The organism is Arachidicoccus ginsenosidivorans (genome assembly GCF_007971385.1).
GTDB classification, from domain to species: domain Bacteria; phylum Bacteroidota; class Bacteroidia; order Chitinophagales; family Chitinophagaceae; genus Arachidicoccus; species Arachidicoccus ginsenosidivorans.
Genome location: NZ_CP042434.1, coordinates 645,033 through 662,185, shown reverse-complemented (window position 1 = coordinate 662,185; position 17,153 = coordinate 645,033). Strand labels below are relative to the sequence as shown.

Sequence of the window (17,153 nt, the reverse complement as noted above, 5' to 3'; positions counted from 1 at the left end):
TCAAAGCGCTTATGCAAGCCGCTGCCAGCAAGGTTTTAACTGGCAAAACCACCGTGCTGTTTTTAGGAGATAATTTACCGCCAAAGGGGTTTGGTGGTAATGATGAGGATGAAAAAGCAGCTGAAACAATCCTTAAGGCTAAATATGAACCTTTTATCCGTCAGGGGGCATCTGTTTATTTTACCCCGGGCGAAAAAGACTGGGACAACAGTGGGCCAGCCGGCTTAAGCAAGGTGAACCGGGCAGCTGCCTATATTGCGACTTTGGAGGATTCACTGGTACATCAGGCACCCGAGGGGGGCTGCCCGGATCCGGTACTTATTCATGTTTCTGATAAGCTCGCCATTATTGTAATGGATTCTCAGTGGTGGCTGCATGGATTCAATAAACAAACAGAAGGTGCTGACTGCGGTTGTGCCAATGAGCGGGATGTGACTAGCGCTCTTAGGGCATTACTCTATCAGAATCGGTATAAGACGGTTATTTTGGCCACCCACCATCCCTTTGCTGATTATGGATTTTATAACAGTAACTTTACCTGGAAGGATCATCTCTTTCCACTCACCCACCTTCAAAAGGACCTGTATTTACCCCTGCCTGTAATTGGCAGTCTTTATCCAGCTCTTAGCCGGGCATTCCAGTCGCCGCAGCAGCTTTATCATCCGCTCTATAAGCAAATGAGAAGTATGGTAAGTAAGGTCTTTACTGGGTTCCCCAATCTAATCCACCTCTCAGCGCATGAACCGGGTTTGCAAATCATAAACGAAGCGCGTAACGGGAAGCATATCTTTCAGGTCATAAGCGGTGGACTAACCGAGGGAGGAACCTCTAAAAATGGAAAATACAGTCTTTTTAATAGTAACGATCCGGGCTTTACTGTGCTGGATCAATTGCGTGATGGTCGTATCCGCATTCAAGTGGTGACGGAAAATGAAACGGGAGAGTCGCATAATAAATCGCCTGATAAGACGGTGCCTGCATCTACTTTTACTGCGCCATTTCAATATGTTTTTAAACCCAGTGCCTACCAAGAGGTGGAAGCCGCCAAAATGGCTGAAATTACTGGAGATAGTATAATGGCGGCAGCTCATCCGCCCTATGCAGCCATAAGTGGTGCCCATAAAGTGTTATTTGGTAAAAATTACAGAAAGGCGTGGGCTTTGCCGGTGCAGTTACCCGTGCTTCGGGTCTCTAGTATTAATGGGGGGCTTCAACCGGTCAAGTTGGGTGGGGGCTTTCAGTCTACTTCCCTTAGAATGGCTGACAAAAGTGGAAAGGAATATACCCTTAGAAGTGTTGAAAAGTCCTCAGATTTAATCACACCTGAGCAGTTCCAGGGAACTTTTGTCAAAGACTGGCTGGATGATGCCACCAGTGCGCAACACCCTTATGGGGCACTGGTGGTGCCGCCACTGGCCGCTGCTGTGGATGTCCTGCATGCGAGTCCTGTGATCGGGGTTGTGGCGCCTGACACCGCTCTTGGAGCTTATGGCCGGCTCTTTGAAGGTAAAGTGACACTGCTGGAACAAAGAGAACCGGCAGGTAATACAGATAATACCTTAAAAACACTTGATCATCTCCAGGACGATAATGATAATGATTTTGACGCCTACGCATTTTTAAGAGCCAGGGGATTAGATTATTTGCTGGCTGACTGGGACCGCCATGAGGATCAATGGCGTTTTCAAAAGACGGGAAAAAAAGGCAAGCCTAAATATTACAGGCCGGTACCCAGAGACAGGGATATGGCGCTGAATGTGACCGAAGGACTGATTCCCGGGATTGCCAAAAAGCTCGTTTTGATGCCAAGAGTATTTGGCTTTAGTTATAAAAACCCGATGCGCGGTAGTAATTATTATTTTTATAAGTCCGCATTTTTGGATGCGCATCCCAGTTTTCAGATCGGGTTTGACAAATGGCATCAAACAGCAGTAGCAGAACAGGCCGCATTAACGGACGCGGTGCTTGAAAAGGCGCTGGAAAAAATCCCTGCTAGTGTGCTGGCGCTTGATCATGAAAAATTATCCAGGGAATTAAAAGCCAGAAGAGACCATTTGGTAGCAGCGATGGATAAATATTACGCCTTAAGCAATAAATATGTGGATATCCATGCCAGCGATAAAAATGAATGGATCGCTATTAACGATGTACCTGGCAGTAACGGCCTTGATATTTTGATGCGGAAAATCAGCAAAAAAGGCAATATCCAGGATACCTTAATGCATAAAGTCTATCCAAGAAAAGACACAAAAGAGATTCGGCTATATTTAGGCAAGGGCGATGATAGTGTTTTTATTAATAATGCGTCTTCTACCGTCCGGCTCCGACTCATTGGTGGCAAAGGACATAAATATTATCATGTCACCCAGTCCAGGCGTAAAATCCCGGTTTATGATCATGACCGGGAAGCATACTCCGGTAAGGATCTGCATCAATTAAAAGTGTCTGTCAGTAAGGACAGTGCACAGACGGCTTTTGTAAGGACCAACCGTTATAGTACTGTTTTACCGCTGGTAACCGGAGGGTATAATGCAGATGATAAAATCACACTTGGTCTGGGCGCAAAATTTATTTTGCAAAACGGCTTTCGTAAAAGTCCTTACGCCTCCACCCATCAAATTATGGTGGCGCATTCATTTGCCACAAAAGCCTATAGTATTGATTATAAAGGTATTTGGAAATCAGCAATCGGTAAAGCCGATTTGGTAGCTGATCTGGACGTCAAGGCGCCTAATAATACACAGAATTATTTTGGCAGAGGTAATGAGACCGTGATGGATAAATTTGAGGGGTATCAGAAGTATTACCGGACCAGGTTTACTACAGTAGGCCTGGCCACTGGTCTTAGGTGGAATTTTGAAAAAGGATCCCTTTTAGAATTAGGACCTGGTTTTCAATATTATCATATGAACAGTTCTGACAATAATGGCCGGTTTATCCAGGGTGATCCTGCGCTGATTGGTAGTTATGACAGCAGTTCATTATTTAAAGATAAGATGCACCTCGGTTTGAAAGCGGTATATGAGTTGGATCATCGTAATAATCAAGTATTGCCCCAGTGGGGCATTTACGCCAGAGTGCAATTAAAGGCTTATAAAGGGTTGAATCAATTATCCCGTACCTTTGCACAGTTATTGCCTGAGTTGGCTGTCTATAAACCGCTTGATAACCGAAACAGACTCATATTGTCAGAGCGGCTTGGTGGTGGTTTAAGTGTTGGACATACAGCGTTTTATCAATCCATCTTTTTGGGAGGCGAAGGTGATTTGCTTGGTTATCGCAAATATAGATTTGCAGGTCAACAAGCCCTCTATAATAACTTGGCGCTGCGCTGGTCACTTATGGATTTTGGCAATTATATTGTTAAAGGTGAGCTGGGACTCAGCGGCTTTTTTGATATTGGACGGGTATGGCAGCAAGGGCAGCATTCAGGTAAGTGGCATAACGGTCAAGGCGGCGGTATTTATTTTGCACCTGCCGGACTTACCGTATTTAGTTTTGAAATGGGACATTCAGCCGAAGGCTGGTATCCCTATTTTTCCATGGGTCTCAGGTTTTAAAAGACAAATTTGAGTGTTTTAAACTTAATACCCGTCAATAATTAAATTGTATTCGGATGAAAGCCGAAATCATATATCTGAGTGATCAAAGAAGTGACTTAGCTGTTCCACAGGCAGTTTTGTCGCTGCACCGGTTTGCCTTGTTTCTACGGGAGCGACAGGCGAAGGAAAAAGGGATGAAAGTCCGTTTCTTTACATATATTCTGGAGCAAATTGAGCAGCATCCTGAATTGGAAAAAGAAGTGCCACTGGAGAAAATTGTTGATTATAAAGATGTATTGGAATTTGTTCAGATGGCACTATTGCCACCAGTGACAGATGAAAACGAAAAATATTGGGCTTTAAGTTTGCCTTTCTCCCCTGTCATTTTTTATGGTACGCGGGCCATCTATCATTTTCTAACGGATAAACAAGGCTTTTTAAGAGGAAGTATCGTTCATTCTATGACGGAAAAAGAGCGAATTAGGCATATTCAGACTATTTGCTATACGTTGGCGCTGGATAGGTTATATCAAAAGAACCTCCCCGTTAAGTTGGAAATATTCCAAAACCTGGCCTCGGATGCAGATAACCTGCAAAGAGCCTATGAAGTTCAGTTTGATTCCAGATTTGTGGATGTGCGCTATACTGGTAATGAATTGCCAGATCTGGATCTGCAAATGATAGAGGTTCATGATAATAATATTACGGATGAGGGGTTGACTTTATTGCAGGAAAACTTGCCTTTGGATCATTTGCGCTTTGAAGGTTTTAGTATTGTTCAGGTAAGCGATGTAACTGCCCGCAAGGCAATTGAAAATATAAAAAATATTATAGTCAACTTAAAGCCTGGTGCCAATGTCTATGATGAGGTCGGCGCGTGCATCAAATCCTTAATTGGCAGTCCGCATGTTGTTATCCGGTTGATCCCTATGCTCAGGGTCAATAACCGGATGGTGCTCGATGAATATGGCAATATGGGTAAAAAGCTTCGGGAAATTTGCACTAAAAACAGGGTAGGAGAGCAGGTCTATATGGATGCTGTAGAAAGGTTTTATCAGCATCCGGAAATGGTCCTGGATCAAGACATTGCGGAAAAAAACGCTGCGCCCGAATCCAGGGATATGTACCGCATGCTGGAAAATATGGGCGTACGAGGACTACTTATTCAGCCAGTTTATTTTAATAAACAATTGGTGGGCATCTTTGAGGTATTTGCCAAACAGCCAGGTATTGTTGCACCTGAATTATTAGCGACCCTGGATCCGGTGATTCCATTATTAGAACAACTCTTTCAGGCGCATATTAACGATTTTGAAGCTTCTTTGGATAGAGTCGTAAAAGAGCGTTTTACCTCTTTACAACCCTCTGTGCAATGGGCTTTTACAGAGGCCGCCTGGCAGTTTTTGCAAAAAAGAAAGCTGGATAAAAAAGCCCAGATAGGTAATATTCGCTTCGAGGAGGTCTATCCATTATATGGCGCAATTGATGTGAGAAACTCAACGGTGGAAAGAAATCTGGCCCTGGAACAGGACCTGAGAAAGCAACTAAACTTATTGACCGATCTTTTACAAGCGCTTAAAAAAGTCCATTTTCTGACAATTATCGATGAAATGATTTTCAAAGCGAAGTTGCTGCAGGAGAAAATTGATAAGCAGTTTGGTACCGACGAGCAATATGAAATTTCTCAATTTCTGGATACAGAAATCGTGGCATTCCTACTGCATTATCATCAGCATTATACAGGAGCGGAGGCCTTAATTAATCAATATTATCTGGATGCCGGACCCGGCGGATTTGCCTATAAAAACAGAGATGACCTGGAACAATCGCTGGGGCTGCTCAATGCGACCATTGGCAGTTTACTGGACAGGATGAATGAGGAAATTCAGATGGAATTCCCGTGTTATTTTGAAAAGTTTCGTTCTGACGGAGTGGAATATGATATATACATCGGACAGTCGATCTCACCTGACAGGTCCTTTGATCCTATGTATCTTAGAAACCTAAGGCTTTGGCAACTGACTTCCATGGCCCTGGTGGCCAGGCTGACCAAAGCGTTGATTCCGCAGATGAAAAAAAGGCTGGAAACCACACAGCTTATTTTTATTCATGCCGCCACGATTGATATTGAGTTCAGAAATGATGAACACCGATTTGATGTGGAGGGTGCTTATAATATCCGCTATGAAATAATTAAAAAGCGTATTGATAAAGTCCATATCAGAGATACCGAAGAAAGACTCACCCAACCAGACAAGATTGCACTGGTTTATTTTCAGCAGCGGGATATTGATGATTACCTGGGCTATATTCGCTATTTGCAGCAGCAAAACATATTAAATGATGATCTGGAATTTTTAGAGTTGGAAGAGTTGCAAGGTGTGGCCGGTTTAAAGGCGCTCAGAATCGGGGTGAATATGGAAACTGAAGATATGGAAGCTTGATTTGTAGCGAATCGTGGATAAAGATTAACAAGATGCACATGCAAAGCAGGGAAAAATCCCCTTATCTTTATGAAAGATAAAGTTGGTGCTCACCTTAAAAATTATTGATTAGACACCGTGCATACCATTGAACCTTTTTTTAACTGGCGGTATCTCTATGAGGCTGAACAGGATGAACGTTCACCGTTTTACGGCAGAACCTATAGTGAATTTGAGTTTACCAATGCTATTTACAACTATTACATCCATCCCCAATGGGATAATTTTGGTAGTTCCACCTTATTTTGTAAGATCCTCTATGCAGATTATGATATGCAGTTTTGTGTAATTGAACTCATTGGAGAATGGAATGATGCCATAGAAAATGATGTAATGACGCTGCGATACAATCTGACAGATTTTTTATTTGACCAGGGAATTTCTCATTTTATTTTGATTGGCGAGAATATCCTGAATTTTCATGGCAGTGACGCAGAGTATTACCAACAATGGTACGAAGAAGTTAGTGACAGTGACGGCTGGGTCGTTTTACTGAATATGCCTGAACAATCTCAGGCAGAGTTTAAAAAATATAAACTTCAGTATTATGTTGAATTGATGCAGCTAGAGGACTGGCGCGTTTATAAACCCCATCATTTATTCCAGAAAATAGACCAGATTATCACTTCGAGACTGGATTAATTTTCCCATGATTTCTCTACTCTAAAGATTCTCCTGCAGCAGGCAATATAACGTCTGAAGATAAAGTAGCTTTATCAGGTCTTTTTGAAAGGACTCGATAAGCAATTATTACGCCAAGTAGCATACAGATGGCGCCAATTAAAAAGTGTACACCGGGAAATATAAATGGCGCTTTGGCAGAGGTGAAAAAAGCGAAGCTGCCATTCATGATCAGTGGACCGATAATGGTCGTCAGGCTCATAAGGCTGGTAAGAGAACCTTGTAGCTCTCCTTGTTGGTTGGCAGGGACTTCTCCGGAAATAACAGATTGCAAAGAAGGACCGCAGATCCCGCCCAGGCAATATGGTATTAAAAATGCAAACATCATCCATCCTTTGGTGGCAAATGCAAATAAGGCTAGTCCTAGTACATATAAGCCGAGTCCCAGATATATGCTCTTGTTGTTGCCTAGTCTGGGTACAACAAGCCTGGTCAATCCTCCCTGCACCAGGCCCACTAGAACACCTACGACTGCCAAAGAAATGCCCACCATTTTATCGGACCAGTGAAAGCGATAGATCGTGAAAAAGTTCCAGTTACTCTGCACGGCCTGGGCGCCCAGATAAACCAGGAAAAACATAAGGCTAAACTACCGATTTGTGGATGGCGGGTTAAGAATTTTAAGGAACCAAAAGGATTGGCTCTTTTCCAGTCAAAAGCTCTTCTGTTTTCTTTGGGCAAAGACTCTGGTAGGAAAAAATAACCATAGATACAGTTAAGTAGACATAATACGGCGGCAGCGTAAAAAGGCGCTCGGATGCCCCAATGTGATAACAATGCACCTAATGCAGGGCCTAATACGAAGCCTAGGCCGAAGGCCGCGCCGATTATACCGAAATTTTTGGCCCTGGAAGTTGCATCCGGGCTGACATCAGCAATATAAGCAGAGGCAGTCGTAAAACTGGCACCGGTTACACCTGCCACCACTCTTCCAAAAAATAATAGTGCATAGGTTGGAGATATTGCCTGAATAATATAATCCACACCAAATCCAAAAGGGAAAGCAGTAAAATGGGCCTTCTGCCGTATTTATCACTTAAATTGCCAATAATAGGTGCGCACAGAAACTGCACGACCGCAAAGGCAGAGAGTAAATATGCCCCATAGGTACTGGCCTGATTGATTGGAATATGTTTTAATTCTGCTACCAGATCCGCAATGACAGGTATAATAAGCCCCAACCCATACAATCTATGAGCAAGGTGATAAAAATAAAACTGATGGCGGACTTTTTCGATAAGGCCATAAAAGTGAAAATTGAGTCTACAAATTTAAGAGCAAATATTCTATTTTGCCAAATAATTTGGAATTTAATTATTACTTTTTCGGTAAAATATGTGGGTTTTACGCACTAACTGCCGTTTCTAATCTTTTTTGATCCTTACTTTATATCAAAAGTTGAATCATTTTGTGGTCAGCGAGTTGCTTAAGTGATGGCAGCTATAAAATAAAGGACGCTTTAGAATTTGGCAGAAAATGGATTAAGAAACCTGAAATTTAGAAATCGTAAACTATATTTGTTTTACAAAGTACAAAAGAACGACATATGAATAAATTTTCAATCGCCATTATGATGGTATTTGCCTGTCTTGGCTTGCAACTTTTTGCCCAAAGCAGAGGAGACCAATTTCTAACCACAGACGATGGTGCTAAATTGTTTGTAAAAAAATCCGGCAATGGTGCCATTTGTATTTTTATTCATGGAGGGCCGGGGGCATGGAGCAAATCGTTTGAAGATTTAAAAGGGCGTAATTTAGAAAGGAATCTCTCCATGGTTTATTATGATCAACGTGGGTGCGGGCGATCCGAAAAGTCTCCCAATGGAGATTATTCACTGCAAAGAATGCTAAAAGATATTGATTTAATTCGCCAGCATTTCAATGCTGATAAAGTATATCTACTCTCACATTCCTTTGGTGGTATCCTGGCCGCAAACTATGCGCTGAAATACCCTGATCATGTAAAAGGGATTATTCTGGTGAGTTCAACATTAAATCTCCGCTATTCCTTAGATAATCAAATCACTTATATGGGCAAACTTTTGCATTCGAGTTTTACGCCTGCTGACCAGTCAGATACCTCTCTAATGTCGACTTTTTTGAAAGCCAAGCATTTATTAACAGAAAAAAAGCTTGATTACAAAATGCTTTCTGACAACAAAAAAAGTGTCGAGCTGGTAAGTAGCGTTGACCAGCAAAATCCAAGTGATTATGATTTTGCCAGACATGTATTTAAGGTGGAAGATTATTGGAAGGATTACACCAAACGTACCAATGATATAAAGGTGCCTGTATTGGTTATAGCCGGTACAAAGGACCATGCTATTGGTGAAAATCATTATAAAACATTTGATTTTGCACATCAACAGATCGCAAAGATTAAAGGTGGTCATTTGCTTTATTATGAAAATAATGCAGCGTTTCTTAAGACTATTTTTGAATTTATTAAAAACTGAGCTGCATAACTTATCAAAGCCATTGACAATAGGTGTTTTTTCTTAGTTTCCTGTTATGCCGACTTGATCTTGTATTCTATTTAACGCCGCATGTATAATATTGTATTGTTTTGGATTTTGTTCATAAATTTGGACTGTTCATGTTTTGTGAACATAATAAAATAATGAACAGAGAATTTTCAAAATCACTTTAGTTAAGGTATAAAAAACGCCTGATCAATTTTATAATTTAACTGATCAGGCGCATAGTTGCCTTTAATTTTATCTATGTGTCACAGCGCAGCTATTAAGGTTACGATGAGGCGGTTTCTTCGTTTCTAAAGACCACAATCCCATCAAAAACATCGACCAAAACCGGATGTTCCCGGTCAATCTCACCGGCAAGGATTTTTTTACTGAGTGGATTAACGATGGCTTTTTGGATAAACCTTTTCAGCGGTCTGGCACCAAACTGTACATCATATCCATTTTCGCTTAAATAATCGATCACATAATCACTGAAGTCAATTTTAATCCCACCCTCGGCGATTTGTCTTTTGAGCTGTCTAAGCTGGATATTGATGATATTTCTGATTTCCTTTTTAAGTAATGGGTGAAACATCACAATTTCGTCGATCCTATTTAAAAATTCAGGACGAATGGTCTCTTTAAGTAGGTTCATGACCTCATCTTTGGCCACCTCTTCTGCCTTTTCTATGTCCTCTCTGTGATTTTCAAAGGCATCCATAATTAAATGACTGCCGATGTTACTGGTCATAATAATGATGGTGTTTTTAAAGTTCACCATGCGGCCTTTATTGTCAGTGAGGTGACCATCATCCAGTACCTGTAATAAGATATTAAAAACATCCGGATGTGCTTTTTCAATTTCATCAAATAAAACAACACTGTAAGGTTTACGCCGTACGGCCTCTGTTAATTGTCCACCTTCTTCATAGCCTACATACCCGGGAGGCGCGCCAACCAATCTGGAAACACTGTGTTTTTCCTGATATTCACTCATATCAATGCGGGTCATCATGGATTCGTCATCAAAGAGGAATTCGGCCAGTGCTTTGGCGAGTTCCGTTTTACCCACACCTGTTGTTCCCAGGAAAATAAAAGAACCAATGGGCTTTTTAGGATCTCCCAGGCCAGCCCTGCTTCTACGGATAGCATCAGAAACTGCTGTGATGGCTTCCTCTTGCCCAACAACTCTTTGGTGTAAATGATCTTCCAAATGCAGCAATTTGTCTTTTTCGCTCTGCAGCATACGGCTGACAGGGATACCAGTAGCTCTGGCGACATTTTCTGCGATATCTTCCGCATCAACCTCTTCTTTCAACAAGCGTTTTTCGGAGATGTCGGAGAGTTGATGGGTGGTCTGGTCAATAATCTCTTGCTGTTCTTTGATCTTGCCATAACGGATTTCTGCGACTCTGCCATAATCCCTTCTCTTTCCGCTTTCTCTGCTTCCAGCTTGAGGGTATCAATAGCTGCCTTCGCATTTTGCATTCTTTCAACGACCTCTTTTTCCTGTTGCCATTTTGCTTTATAGGTATCACGCTCCACCATCAAATTGCCAATATTTGTATTCAGCTCTTTGAGTTTTGCCTGATCATTTTCCCTTTTAATAGCCTCCCGTTCGATTTCCAGTTGACGGATTCTTCTTTCTAGTTCATCCAGCTCTTCCGGCATGGAATTCATCTCTAATCGAAGTTTGGCTGCGCTCTCATCGATCAAGTCGATTGCCTTATCGGGAAGAAATCGGTCTGTAATATATCTGTTGGAGAGTTCAACCGCAGCGATAATTGCTTCGTCTTTGATCAGCACATGGTGGTGAGATTCATAACGCTCTTTCAGACCTCTTAGAATGGAGACGGCATCCTCAATAGTGGGTTCATCAACCATCACCTTTTGAAAACGACGTTCAAGTGCTTTGTCCTTTTCAAAGAATTTCTGGTATTCGTTCAAGGTGGTGGCACCTATAGCTCTGAGGTCTCCCCTGGCCAGGGCTGGTTTTAATATGTTGGCGGCGTCCATGGCACCTTCGCCACCACCTGCTCCCACTAAGGTGTGGATTTCATCAATAAAAAGGATAATCTCACCGTCGCTTGAGGCAACGTCTTTAATGACGCCTTTTAGTCTTTCCTCAAATTCTCCTTTATATTTAGCACCTGCTATGAGTAGCCCCATGTCCAGGCTATAAATAATCTTAGTTTTCAGATTTTCCGGTACATCTCCATTAATAATACGATGCGCCAGTCCTTCCACAATGGCGGTTTTACCTACGCCGGGTTCCCCCACAAGAATTGGGTTGTTTTTAGAACGTCTGGATAGAATATGCAAGGTCCGGCGAATTTCTTCGTCTCTACCAATAACAGGATCTAGTTTTCCTGCCTGCGCCAATTCATTTAGATTTTTGGCGTATTTTTTAAGAGAACCTACCTCTTGGGCCGAAGTCTGGGAATTGACAGTGCCGCCCTGTCGCAGGTCCTTAATGGCGGCGATCAGTCCCTTTGCCGTTAGGCCGCCATCCTTTAAAAGCTTGGCTGTATCATCACTGCCTTGTACGATGGCCAGTAGCAAATGCTCCGGATTGATAAATTCATCACCAAACTGCGTGATATCTTTTGCTGCACGCAATAGCGTGTTGTTCATTTCACGACCCACTTGTTGGGCGGGTTCTCCGCTCGCTGCTTTAGGTAACTTGCTGAGTGATTCCCGGGCTTTTTGTTCTGTGTAGGGAATATTGACGTCGTTTTTTTTCAACAAAAATTCGATGGTACTTTCCTTCTCTCCAAGAAGTGCCAGTAGCAAATGATTGGTCTCAATATTCAAATCGCCATTATTATAGGCGATTTGTTGAGCTGCCTGAATCAACTCCTGGGCTTTAATGGTATAATTATTTGGATTCATATATTTATGGTGGTTTTTATTTTTTGTTTTGTGTCAGCTTTAAAAGATTTAGCGACTGCCTATCAAAGTTAAAAATTCTAATGCTAAACCTTCTTTAAGGTTTAGCTGAGCCTTTAACCGGTTGACGCTTCCTTTTACCGCTGGTCTTATTGCTATAGTCCGATCTTTATATTTTGATACATTTCTATTAACCGGACGCATAAGCAGAAGCAAAAAATATACAAAAGGTGGTAAACTGCTAAATTGGCATAATTGTTTGATTTGTACTGACTTAAAGTCATGCTTTGTGACTTCTTGCTGAAAAATTGTCCTATATTTAGTCGCTTATTATCTAAGCTAGCATACTTCACGGGATTTATTTAATTTTAGCGCTGTCAGCCAATTGGAGGCAGGATAGGTAATTCAGCTTATATCAGGTTCGTTTTGGTTATTAAACTTCAAAGGAGAAATCCCATCAAAGACCCGTTTTAACGACAAGTATGCCTCATTGGAATATTATATTTAAATAAAAATAATATATTTAATTTTTTATGCGTTCATTTTCATTGCTTTTCTGCACCTGTATTTTGCTTTCAGTGGTAGCATGTAAAAGCAAGGCCAAAAAAAGCCATCAGGTTACCAATAACACTTATCCTGTTATAACTTTAAAATCTGATACGGCCACCTTATATGCGGATTATCCTGGCACCATTCAAGGAATTGAAAACGTAGAGATCCGGCCTAAAATAGATGGATTTATTTCTGGGATTTATGTGGATGAAGGGGCCAGTGTAGACAAAGGCCAATTACTGTTTAAAATCGATGCGCCCCAATATGAACAAGATGTTCGCACTGCGAAAGCCAATATCAATATTGCCAAGGCAGATGTAGATGCTGCAGTAATGAATGTAAATAAAGTAAAGCCACTAGTAGAAAAAGGGATTATCAGTGATTATGAACTAAAATCAGCCAAATTTACCCTGGAAGCCAAAAAAGCAGCCTTATCCCAGGCTGAAGCAACGCTGGAGAACGCTAAAATCAATTTGAGTTATACTTCCATCTACAGTCCTGTCAGTGGTGTGATTGGTATTCTGCCTTTCAAAGTGGGGAGCCTGGTGGGCAGTGGAACGGCCACAGCGCTCACAACGGTTTCCAATATATCCCAGATCTATTGTTATTTCTCCATTAATGAAAAGCAGGAGCTGGACTTTTTTGCCTCTGCAAAAGGCAATACCATTCAGGAAAAATTATCCACCCTGCCACCAGCAATGCTGGTACTATCCAACGGAAGTGTCTTCTCTCACAGAGGTAAAGTGCAGTCGGCCAGTGGTTTTATCAACGCCCAGACAGGAGCGGTTAATCTAAGAGCCGTTTTCCCCAACCCCAATGGGATTATTCGTAATGGAAGCAGCGCCGTAGTACGGCTACCAACTACCATTGCGGATGCGCTGCTTATACCACAAAAGGCCACCTATCAGATTCAGGGGGCTTTATTTGTTTATAAAGTGGATAAAGACAATAAAGTGAGTTCTGTAAGTATAAGTGTCAATAGTTCCAATAACGGTAAGTTTTATGTAGTGAAAAGTGGGCTAAAGCCAGGCGACCGGATCGTGGCAGATGGAATCGATAACCTCAGAGAAAATTTGGTGATCGAGCCCAAGATGGTCACCTTACAGCAATCCATTAGTGAATAAACACTAAGTAAGCGTTATTGTAATTTCAAAGACAATATTAAAATTTGATATAGACTAGATTATAGATTCATGAGTCAGATCAGGTGATGGACTCACTGTTCGGCGATATTCTCCAATTATGTTAAAACTATTCGTTAAAAGACCTGTCCTTGCTACTGTAATTTCCGTATTAATTGTGATACTGGGGATTATCGGAATTATCACGCTGCCCATCTCTCAATATCCGGATATAGCACCGCCCACAATTTCTGTGAGTGCAAAATATTCGGGTGCCAATGCCGATGTGGTGCTGAAAAGTGTCGTAGTGCCCTTGGAACAGCAAATTAATGGTGTGGAGAATATGGATTATATCACCTCTACAGCAGGCAATGACGGATCCGCCAGAATTACCGTCAATTTTAAAATTGGCAGTGATCCAAATATTGCGGCAGTCAATGTACAAAATGCGGTTGCCCGGGCGACACCTCAGCTGCCTCAGGAGGTAACCCTGGCTGGGGTGACGGTTAAAAAAAGACAAACAAGTACGCTCTTGGCCTTTTCTGTTTATAGTGATAACCCGGCTTTTGATCAGACTTTTTTACAGAACTATGCCGATATCAATATTGTGCCTGTCATTAAACGTATTCAGGGTGTAGGAGATGCATCTGCCTCTGGGCAAATGGACTATTCGATGCGTATCTGGCTGAATGCCTCCAAAATGGCCTCTTACGGATTAGTTCCTTCTGATATAACAGCTGCTTTGAAAGAACAAAATATTCAGGCGGCTCCAGGACAGTTCGGCGAAAGCAGTAATCAACCTTTCCAGTATGTTATTAAATATCCAGGTACCCTGACCGATACCAGTCAGTTTGGTAATATTGTAATTAGAAGTGATCTCAGAGGGCGACTGCTGCGTTTAAGAGATGTGGCCAAAATTGAACTGGGCGCTTATAGCTATCTGCAGACTTCTTCTACGAATGGTCACCCCAGTGTCTCTATTTATGTCAGCCAGGTCGCTGGATCTAATGCCCGGGAGGTGATCCGCCAGACCTTGGAAGTGATGAAAACCGCTGAAAAGTCTTTTCCCAAAGGCGTTCATTTTGCTGTACTTAAAAATGTGGATGCTTTTTGACCGCATCCATTGATAAGGTGGTCCATACCTTTGTGGAGGCATTTATTTTAGTATTTATTGTTGTATTTATCTTTTTACAGGACTTCAGATCTACTTTGATTCCGGCGATTTCTGTACCGGTAGCCATTATTGGGACCTTTTTCTTTTTAAAGCTCTTTGGTTTTACCATCAATCTATTGACCTTATTTGCCTTGATTTTAGCAATTGGTATTGTGGTAGATGATGCTATTGTCGTCGTGGAGGCGGTGCACGCCAAATTGGATGAAGGCTATAAATCTGGCAGAAAAGCCAGTATTGATGCCTTGGGAGAGATATCAGGCGCTATTATATCCATTACATTAATAATGGCAGCAGTATTTATACCCGTGAGTTTTATCGGCGGATCGGCCGGGATGTTCTACAAACAATTTGGCTTAACCCTAGCTATCGCCATTACCTTATCCGCCATCAATGCACTTACGCTTAGTCCTGCACTTTGCGCCCTGTTTTTAAAAGGGCATCAGGATAAAAAGCCCAAACGGGGCTTTATTCAGAAATTCTATGTGGCTTTTAATACTTCCTTTGAGAAGGTTACTAACCGCTATGTAGATGCAATAGGTTTTTTCAATAAGAAAAAATGGATACCCATTGGTATTTTGCTGGCTTGCACCGCTGGATTATATTTGATTAGCCGTACTACACCAACAGGATTTGTCCCTAAGGAAGATTTAGGGACGATCAATTGTGAAATTTCTTTGCCGCCAGCCGCATCCTTGGGCCGGACCGGCATTGTGACCCGTAAGGTGGTCGCTATTGCCAGTTCTATTCCAGAAATTAGTAATATAATGGCTGAAACCGGAAGAGGTCGCCTTTCTGGTTCGGGCAATAACTATGGTATGCTGGTGATGTCACTGATTCCTTGGGATAAGCGACACCGTGATGTAGATCAGATCATTGAAGAGCTTTTTGAAAAAACGGCTAATATTAAAGATGCGGAAGTTAAATTCTATACCCCGCGACCATCCAGGGATTTGGTACCACCAGTGGATTTTCCTTTCAGTTGCAGGATAAGACAGGGGGAGATATTGCCCGTTTCTATAAGGTTAGTAAAGACTTTTTAAGTGATCTTAACCAGCGTCCGGAAATTCAATATGCCAATACGTCGTTTAATCCGAATTTTCCGGAGTATCTCATGAATATTAATGTCCCTAAAGTTAAAGATGCGGGTCTTGCGGTAACAGATATCACAGGGGCGATGCAGGGATATTTTGGAGGTATCTATGCTTCAAATTTTAATAAATTCGGGCAGCAGTTCAGGGTAGTGGTACAGGCTGCACCACAATACAGAATGACGCCTGAAAGCCTGAACGGTATTTTTGTTCGTACAAAGAGTGGTCAGATGGTGCCTATTTCTGAGTTTGTCTCCTTAACGACGATATACAGCTCACAAACGATAACAAGGTTTAATCTATTTAATTCAATTAGTGTCAACGGGTCCCCGGCAGCAGGTTATAGTTCAGGTCAGGCACTTACCGCCATTCAACAAGTTGCACAGGAGACCTTACCTCCCGGATTCAGCTATGAATACTCTGGTCTCTCCAGAGAAGAACAACACGCCGGCAGCCAGACCATATATGTATTTATGCTCTGTCTGATATTTGTATATCTGTTATTAAGTGCACAGTATGAGAGTTATATTCTGCCTTTATCTATTATCCTAACCATACCTATTGGGATGTTTGGAGCTTTTGTTTTTATCAAAATGCTGGGCGTCAGCAATAATATTTATGTTCAGATTACCCTGATAATGCTGATCGGACTGCTGGCGAAAAACTCGATCTTGATTGTAGAATATGCAGTCAAACGCAGAAGGTCAGGTATGTCCATTACACAAGCCGCGATCTCTGGGGCTAAAATGCGGTTAAGACCCATTTTAATGACCTCCTTTGCTTTTATATTTGGGTTATTGCCTTTGATGTTGACTACAGGAGCAGGTGCCAATGGCAATCACTCCATTGGAACGAGTGCTGTGGGTGGGATGCTGATAGGCACCTTATTTGGTGTTTTTATTACGCCTATTTTGTTTGTGATTTTCCAAAACCTGCAGGAAAGAATAAGGAAAAATAAACATTATGATGACGATGAAGATGATGATGATGATGACAATGATAAAGTGGCACGCGTTCAACAACCTGCATCCACAAACCTAAGTCATAACAAGGGTAATCCCTTAGGATGGCAACCCTTGTAACTGGTGGATTGCGATAGGTACAGAGAGTTATTGATTATAAGCCTTATTTGAATAAGAAAGAAAAGTGTACAATTTCATAT

The 17,153-nt window shown here is 41.8% G+C and carries 11 protein-coding genes and 1 pseudogene; 7 read left to right on the top strand and 5 right to left on the bottom strand.

What is annotated here, in order from left to right; genetic code table 11:
- Positions 1 to 11: 11 nt before the first annotated feature.
- The 3 genes from FSB73_RS02585 (at position 12) to FSB73_RS02575 (ending at position 6,667) form a co-directional block, all read left to right on the top strand.
- Entirely contained in the window at positions 12 to 3,560 is a 3,549-nt protein-coding gene (locus FSB73_RS02585; protein WP_146780000.1) for a BamA/TamA family outer membrane protein, read from the top strand.
- 56 nt (positions 3,561 to 3,616) lie between these two features.
- Positions 3,617 to 5,986 (top strand): GAF domain-containing protein, encoded by a 2,370-nt coding sequence (locus FSB73_RS02580; RefSeq protein ID WP_146779999.1) that lies wholly within the window; start codon positions 3,617 to 3,619, stop codon positions 5,984 to 5,986.
- Between the two features lie 117 nt (positions 5,987 to 6,103).
- Positions 6,104 to 6,667: a hypothetical protein gene (locus FSB73_RS02575; RefSeq protein ID WP_146779998.1), complete on the top strand. Its 564-nt coding sequence runs from the start codon at positions 6,104 to 6,106 to the stop codon at positions 6,665 to 6,667.
- 16 nt (positions 6,668 to 6,683) lie between these two features.
- Here the strand turns inward: FSB73_RS02575 and FSB73_RS23835 are convergent, their stop codons facing one another.
- The 3 genes from FSB73_RS23835 to FSB73_RS23825 are packed head-to-tail and all read right to left on the bottom strand — an operon-like array spanning position 6,684 to position 7,887.
- Entirely contained in the window at positions 6,684 to 7,286 is a 603-nt protein-coding gene (locus FSB73_RS23835) for an MFS transporter (protein ID WP_225974407.1), read from the bottom strand.
- Complete coding sequence (locus FSB73_RS23830; protein ID WP_262712597.1) at positions 7,172 to 7,630, bottom strand: MFS transporter; 459 nt, start codon at positions 7,628 to 7,630, stop codon at positions 7,172 to 7,174. Before FSB73_RS23830 ends, FSB73_RS23835 begins: the two co-directional genes overlap by 115 nt.
- Entirely contained in the window at positions 7,618 to 7,887 is a 270-nt protein-coding gene (locus FSB73_RS23825; protein ID WP_225974405.1) for a hypothetical protein, read from the bottom strand. The genes FSB73_RS23830 and FSB73_RS23825 overlap by 13 nt, the downstream gene beginning before the upstream one ends.
- A gap of 365 nt (positions 7,888 to 8,252) precedes the next feature.
- Between FSB73_RS23825 and FSB73_RS02565 the strand changes: the two genes are divergently transcribed.
- Positions 8,253 to 9,161: an alpha/beta fold hydrolase gene (locus FSB73_RS02565; protein ID WP_146779997.1), complete on the top strand. Its 909-nt coding sequence runs from the start codon at positions 8,253 to 8,255 to the stop codon at positions 9,159 to 9,161.
- A gap of 292 nt (positions 9,162 to 9,453) precedes the next feature.
- Here the strand turns inward: FSB73_RS02565 and FSB73_RS27900 are convergent, their stop codons facing one another.
- Together FSB73_RS27900 and FSB73_RS27895 are read right to left on the bottom strand one after the other, a co-directional pair.
- Positions 9,454 to 10,488 carry an AAA family ATPase gene (locus FSB73_RS27900; RefSeq protein WP_317132829.1) on the bottom strand — a complete coding sequence of 345 codons (1,035 nt, stop codon included), beginning with the start codon at positions 10,486 to 10,488 and terminating at the stop codon, positions 9,454 to 9,456.
- Entirely contained in the window at positions 10,482 to 12,059 is a 1,578-nt protein-coding gene (locus FSB73_RS27895) for an ATP-dependent Clp protease ATP-binding subunit (RefSeq protein WP_317132828.1), read from the bottom strand. Before FSB73_RS27895 ends, FSB73_RS27900 begins: the two co-directional genes overlap by 7 nt.
- 530 nt (positions 12,060 to 12,589) lie before the next feature.
- On the opposite strand from FSB73_RS27895, the gene FSB73_RS02555 reads away from it, so the two are divergent.
- The 3 genes and pseudogenes from FSB73_RS02555 to FSB73_RS27370 all read left to right on the top strand — a co-directional run bounded on the left by FSB73_RS02555 (position 12,590) and on the right by FSB73_RS27370 (position 17,073).
- Complete coding sequence (locus FSB73_RS02555) at positions 12,590 to 13,732, top strand: efflux RND transporter periplasmic adaptor subunit (RefSeq protein ID WP_146779996.1); 1,143 nt, start codon at positions 12,590 to 12,592, stop codon at positions 13,730 to 13,732.
- A 118-nt stretch (positions 13,733 to 13,850) separates the two neighbouring features.
- Positions 13,851 to 14,843, top strand: coding sequence for an efflux RND transporter permease subunit (locus FSB73_RS27180; protein ID WP_317132827.1), 993 nt, complete (start codon positions 13,851 to 13,853; stop codon positions 14,841 to 14,843).
- A gap of 17 nt (positions 14,844 to 14,860) precedes the next feature.
- A pseudogene (locus tag FSB73_RS27370) lies at positions 14,861 to 17,073 on the top strand (efflux RND transporter permease subunit).
- Positions 17,074 to 17,153: the final 80 nt, after the last annotated feature.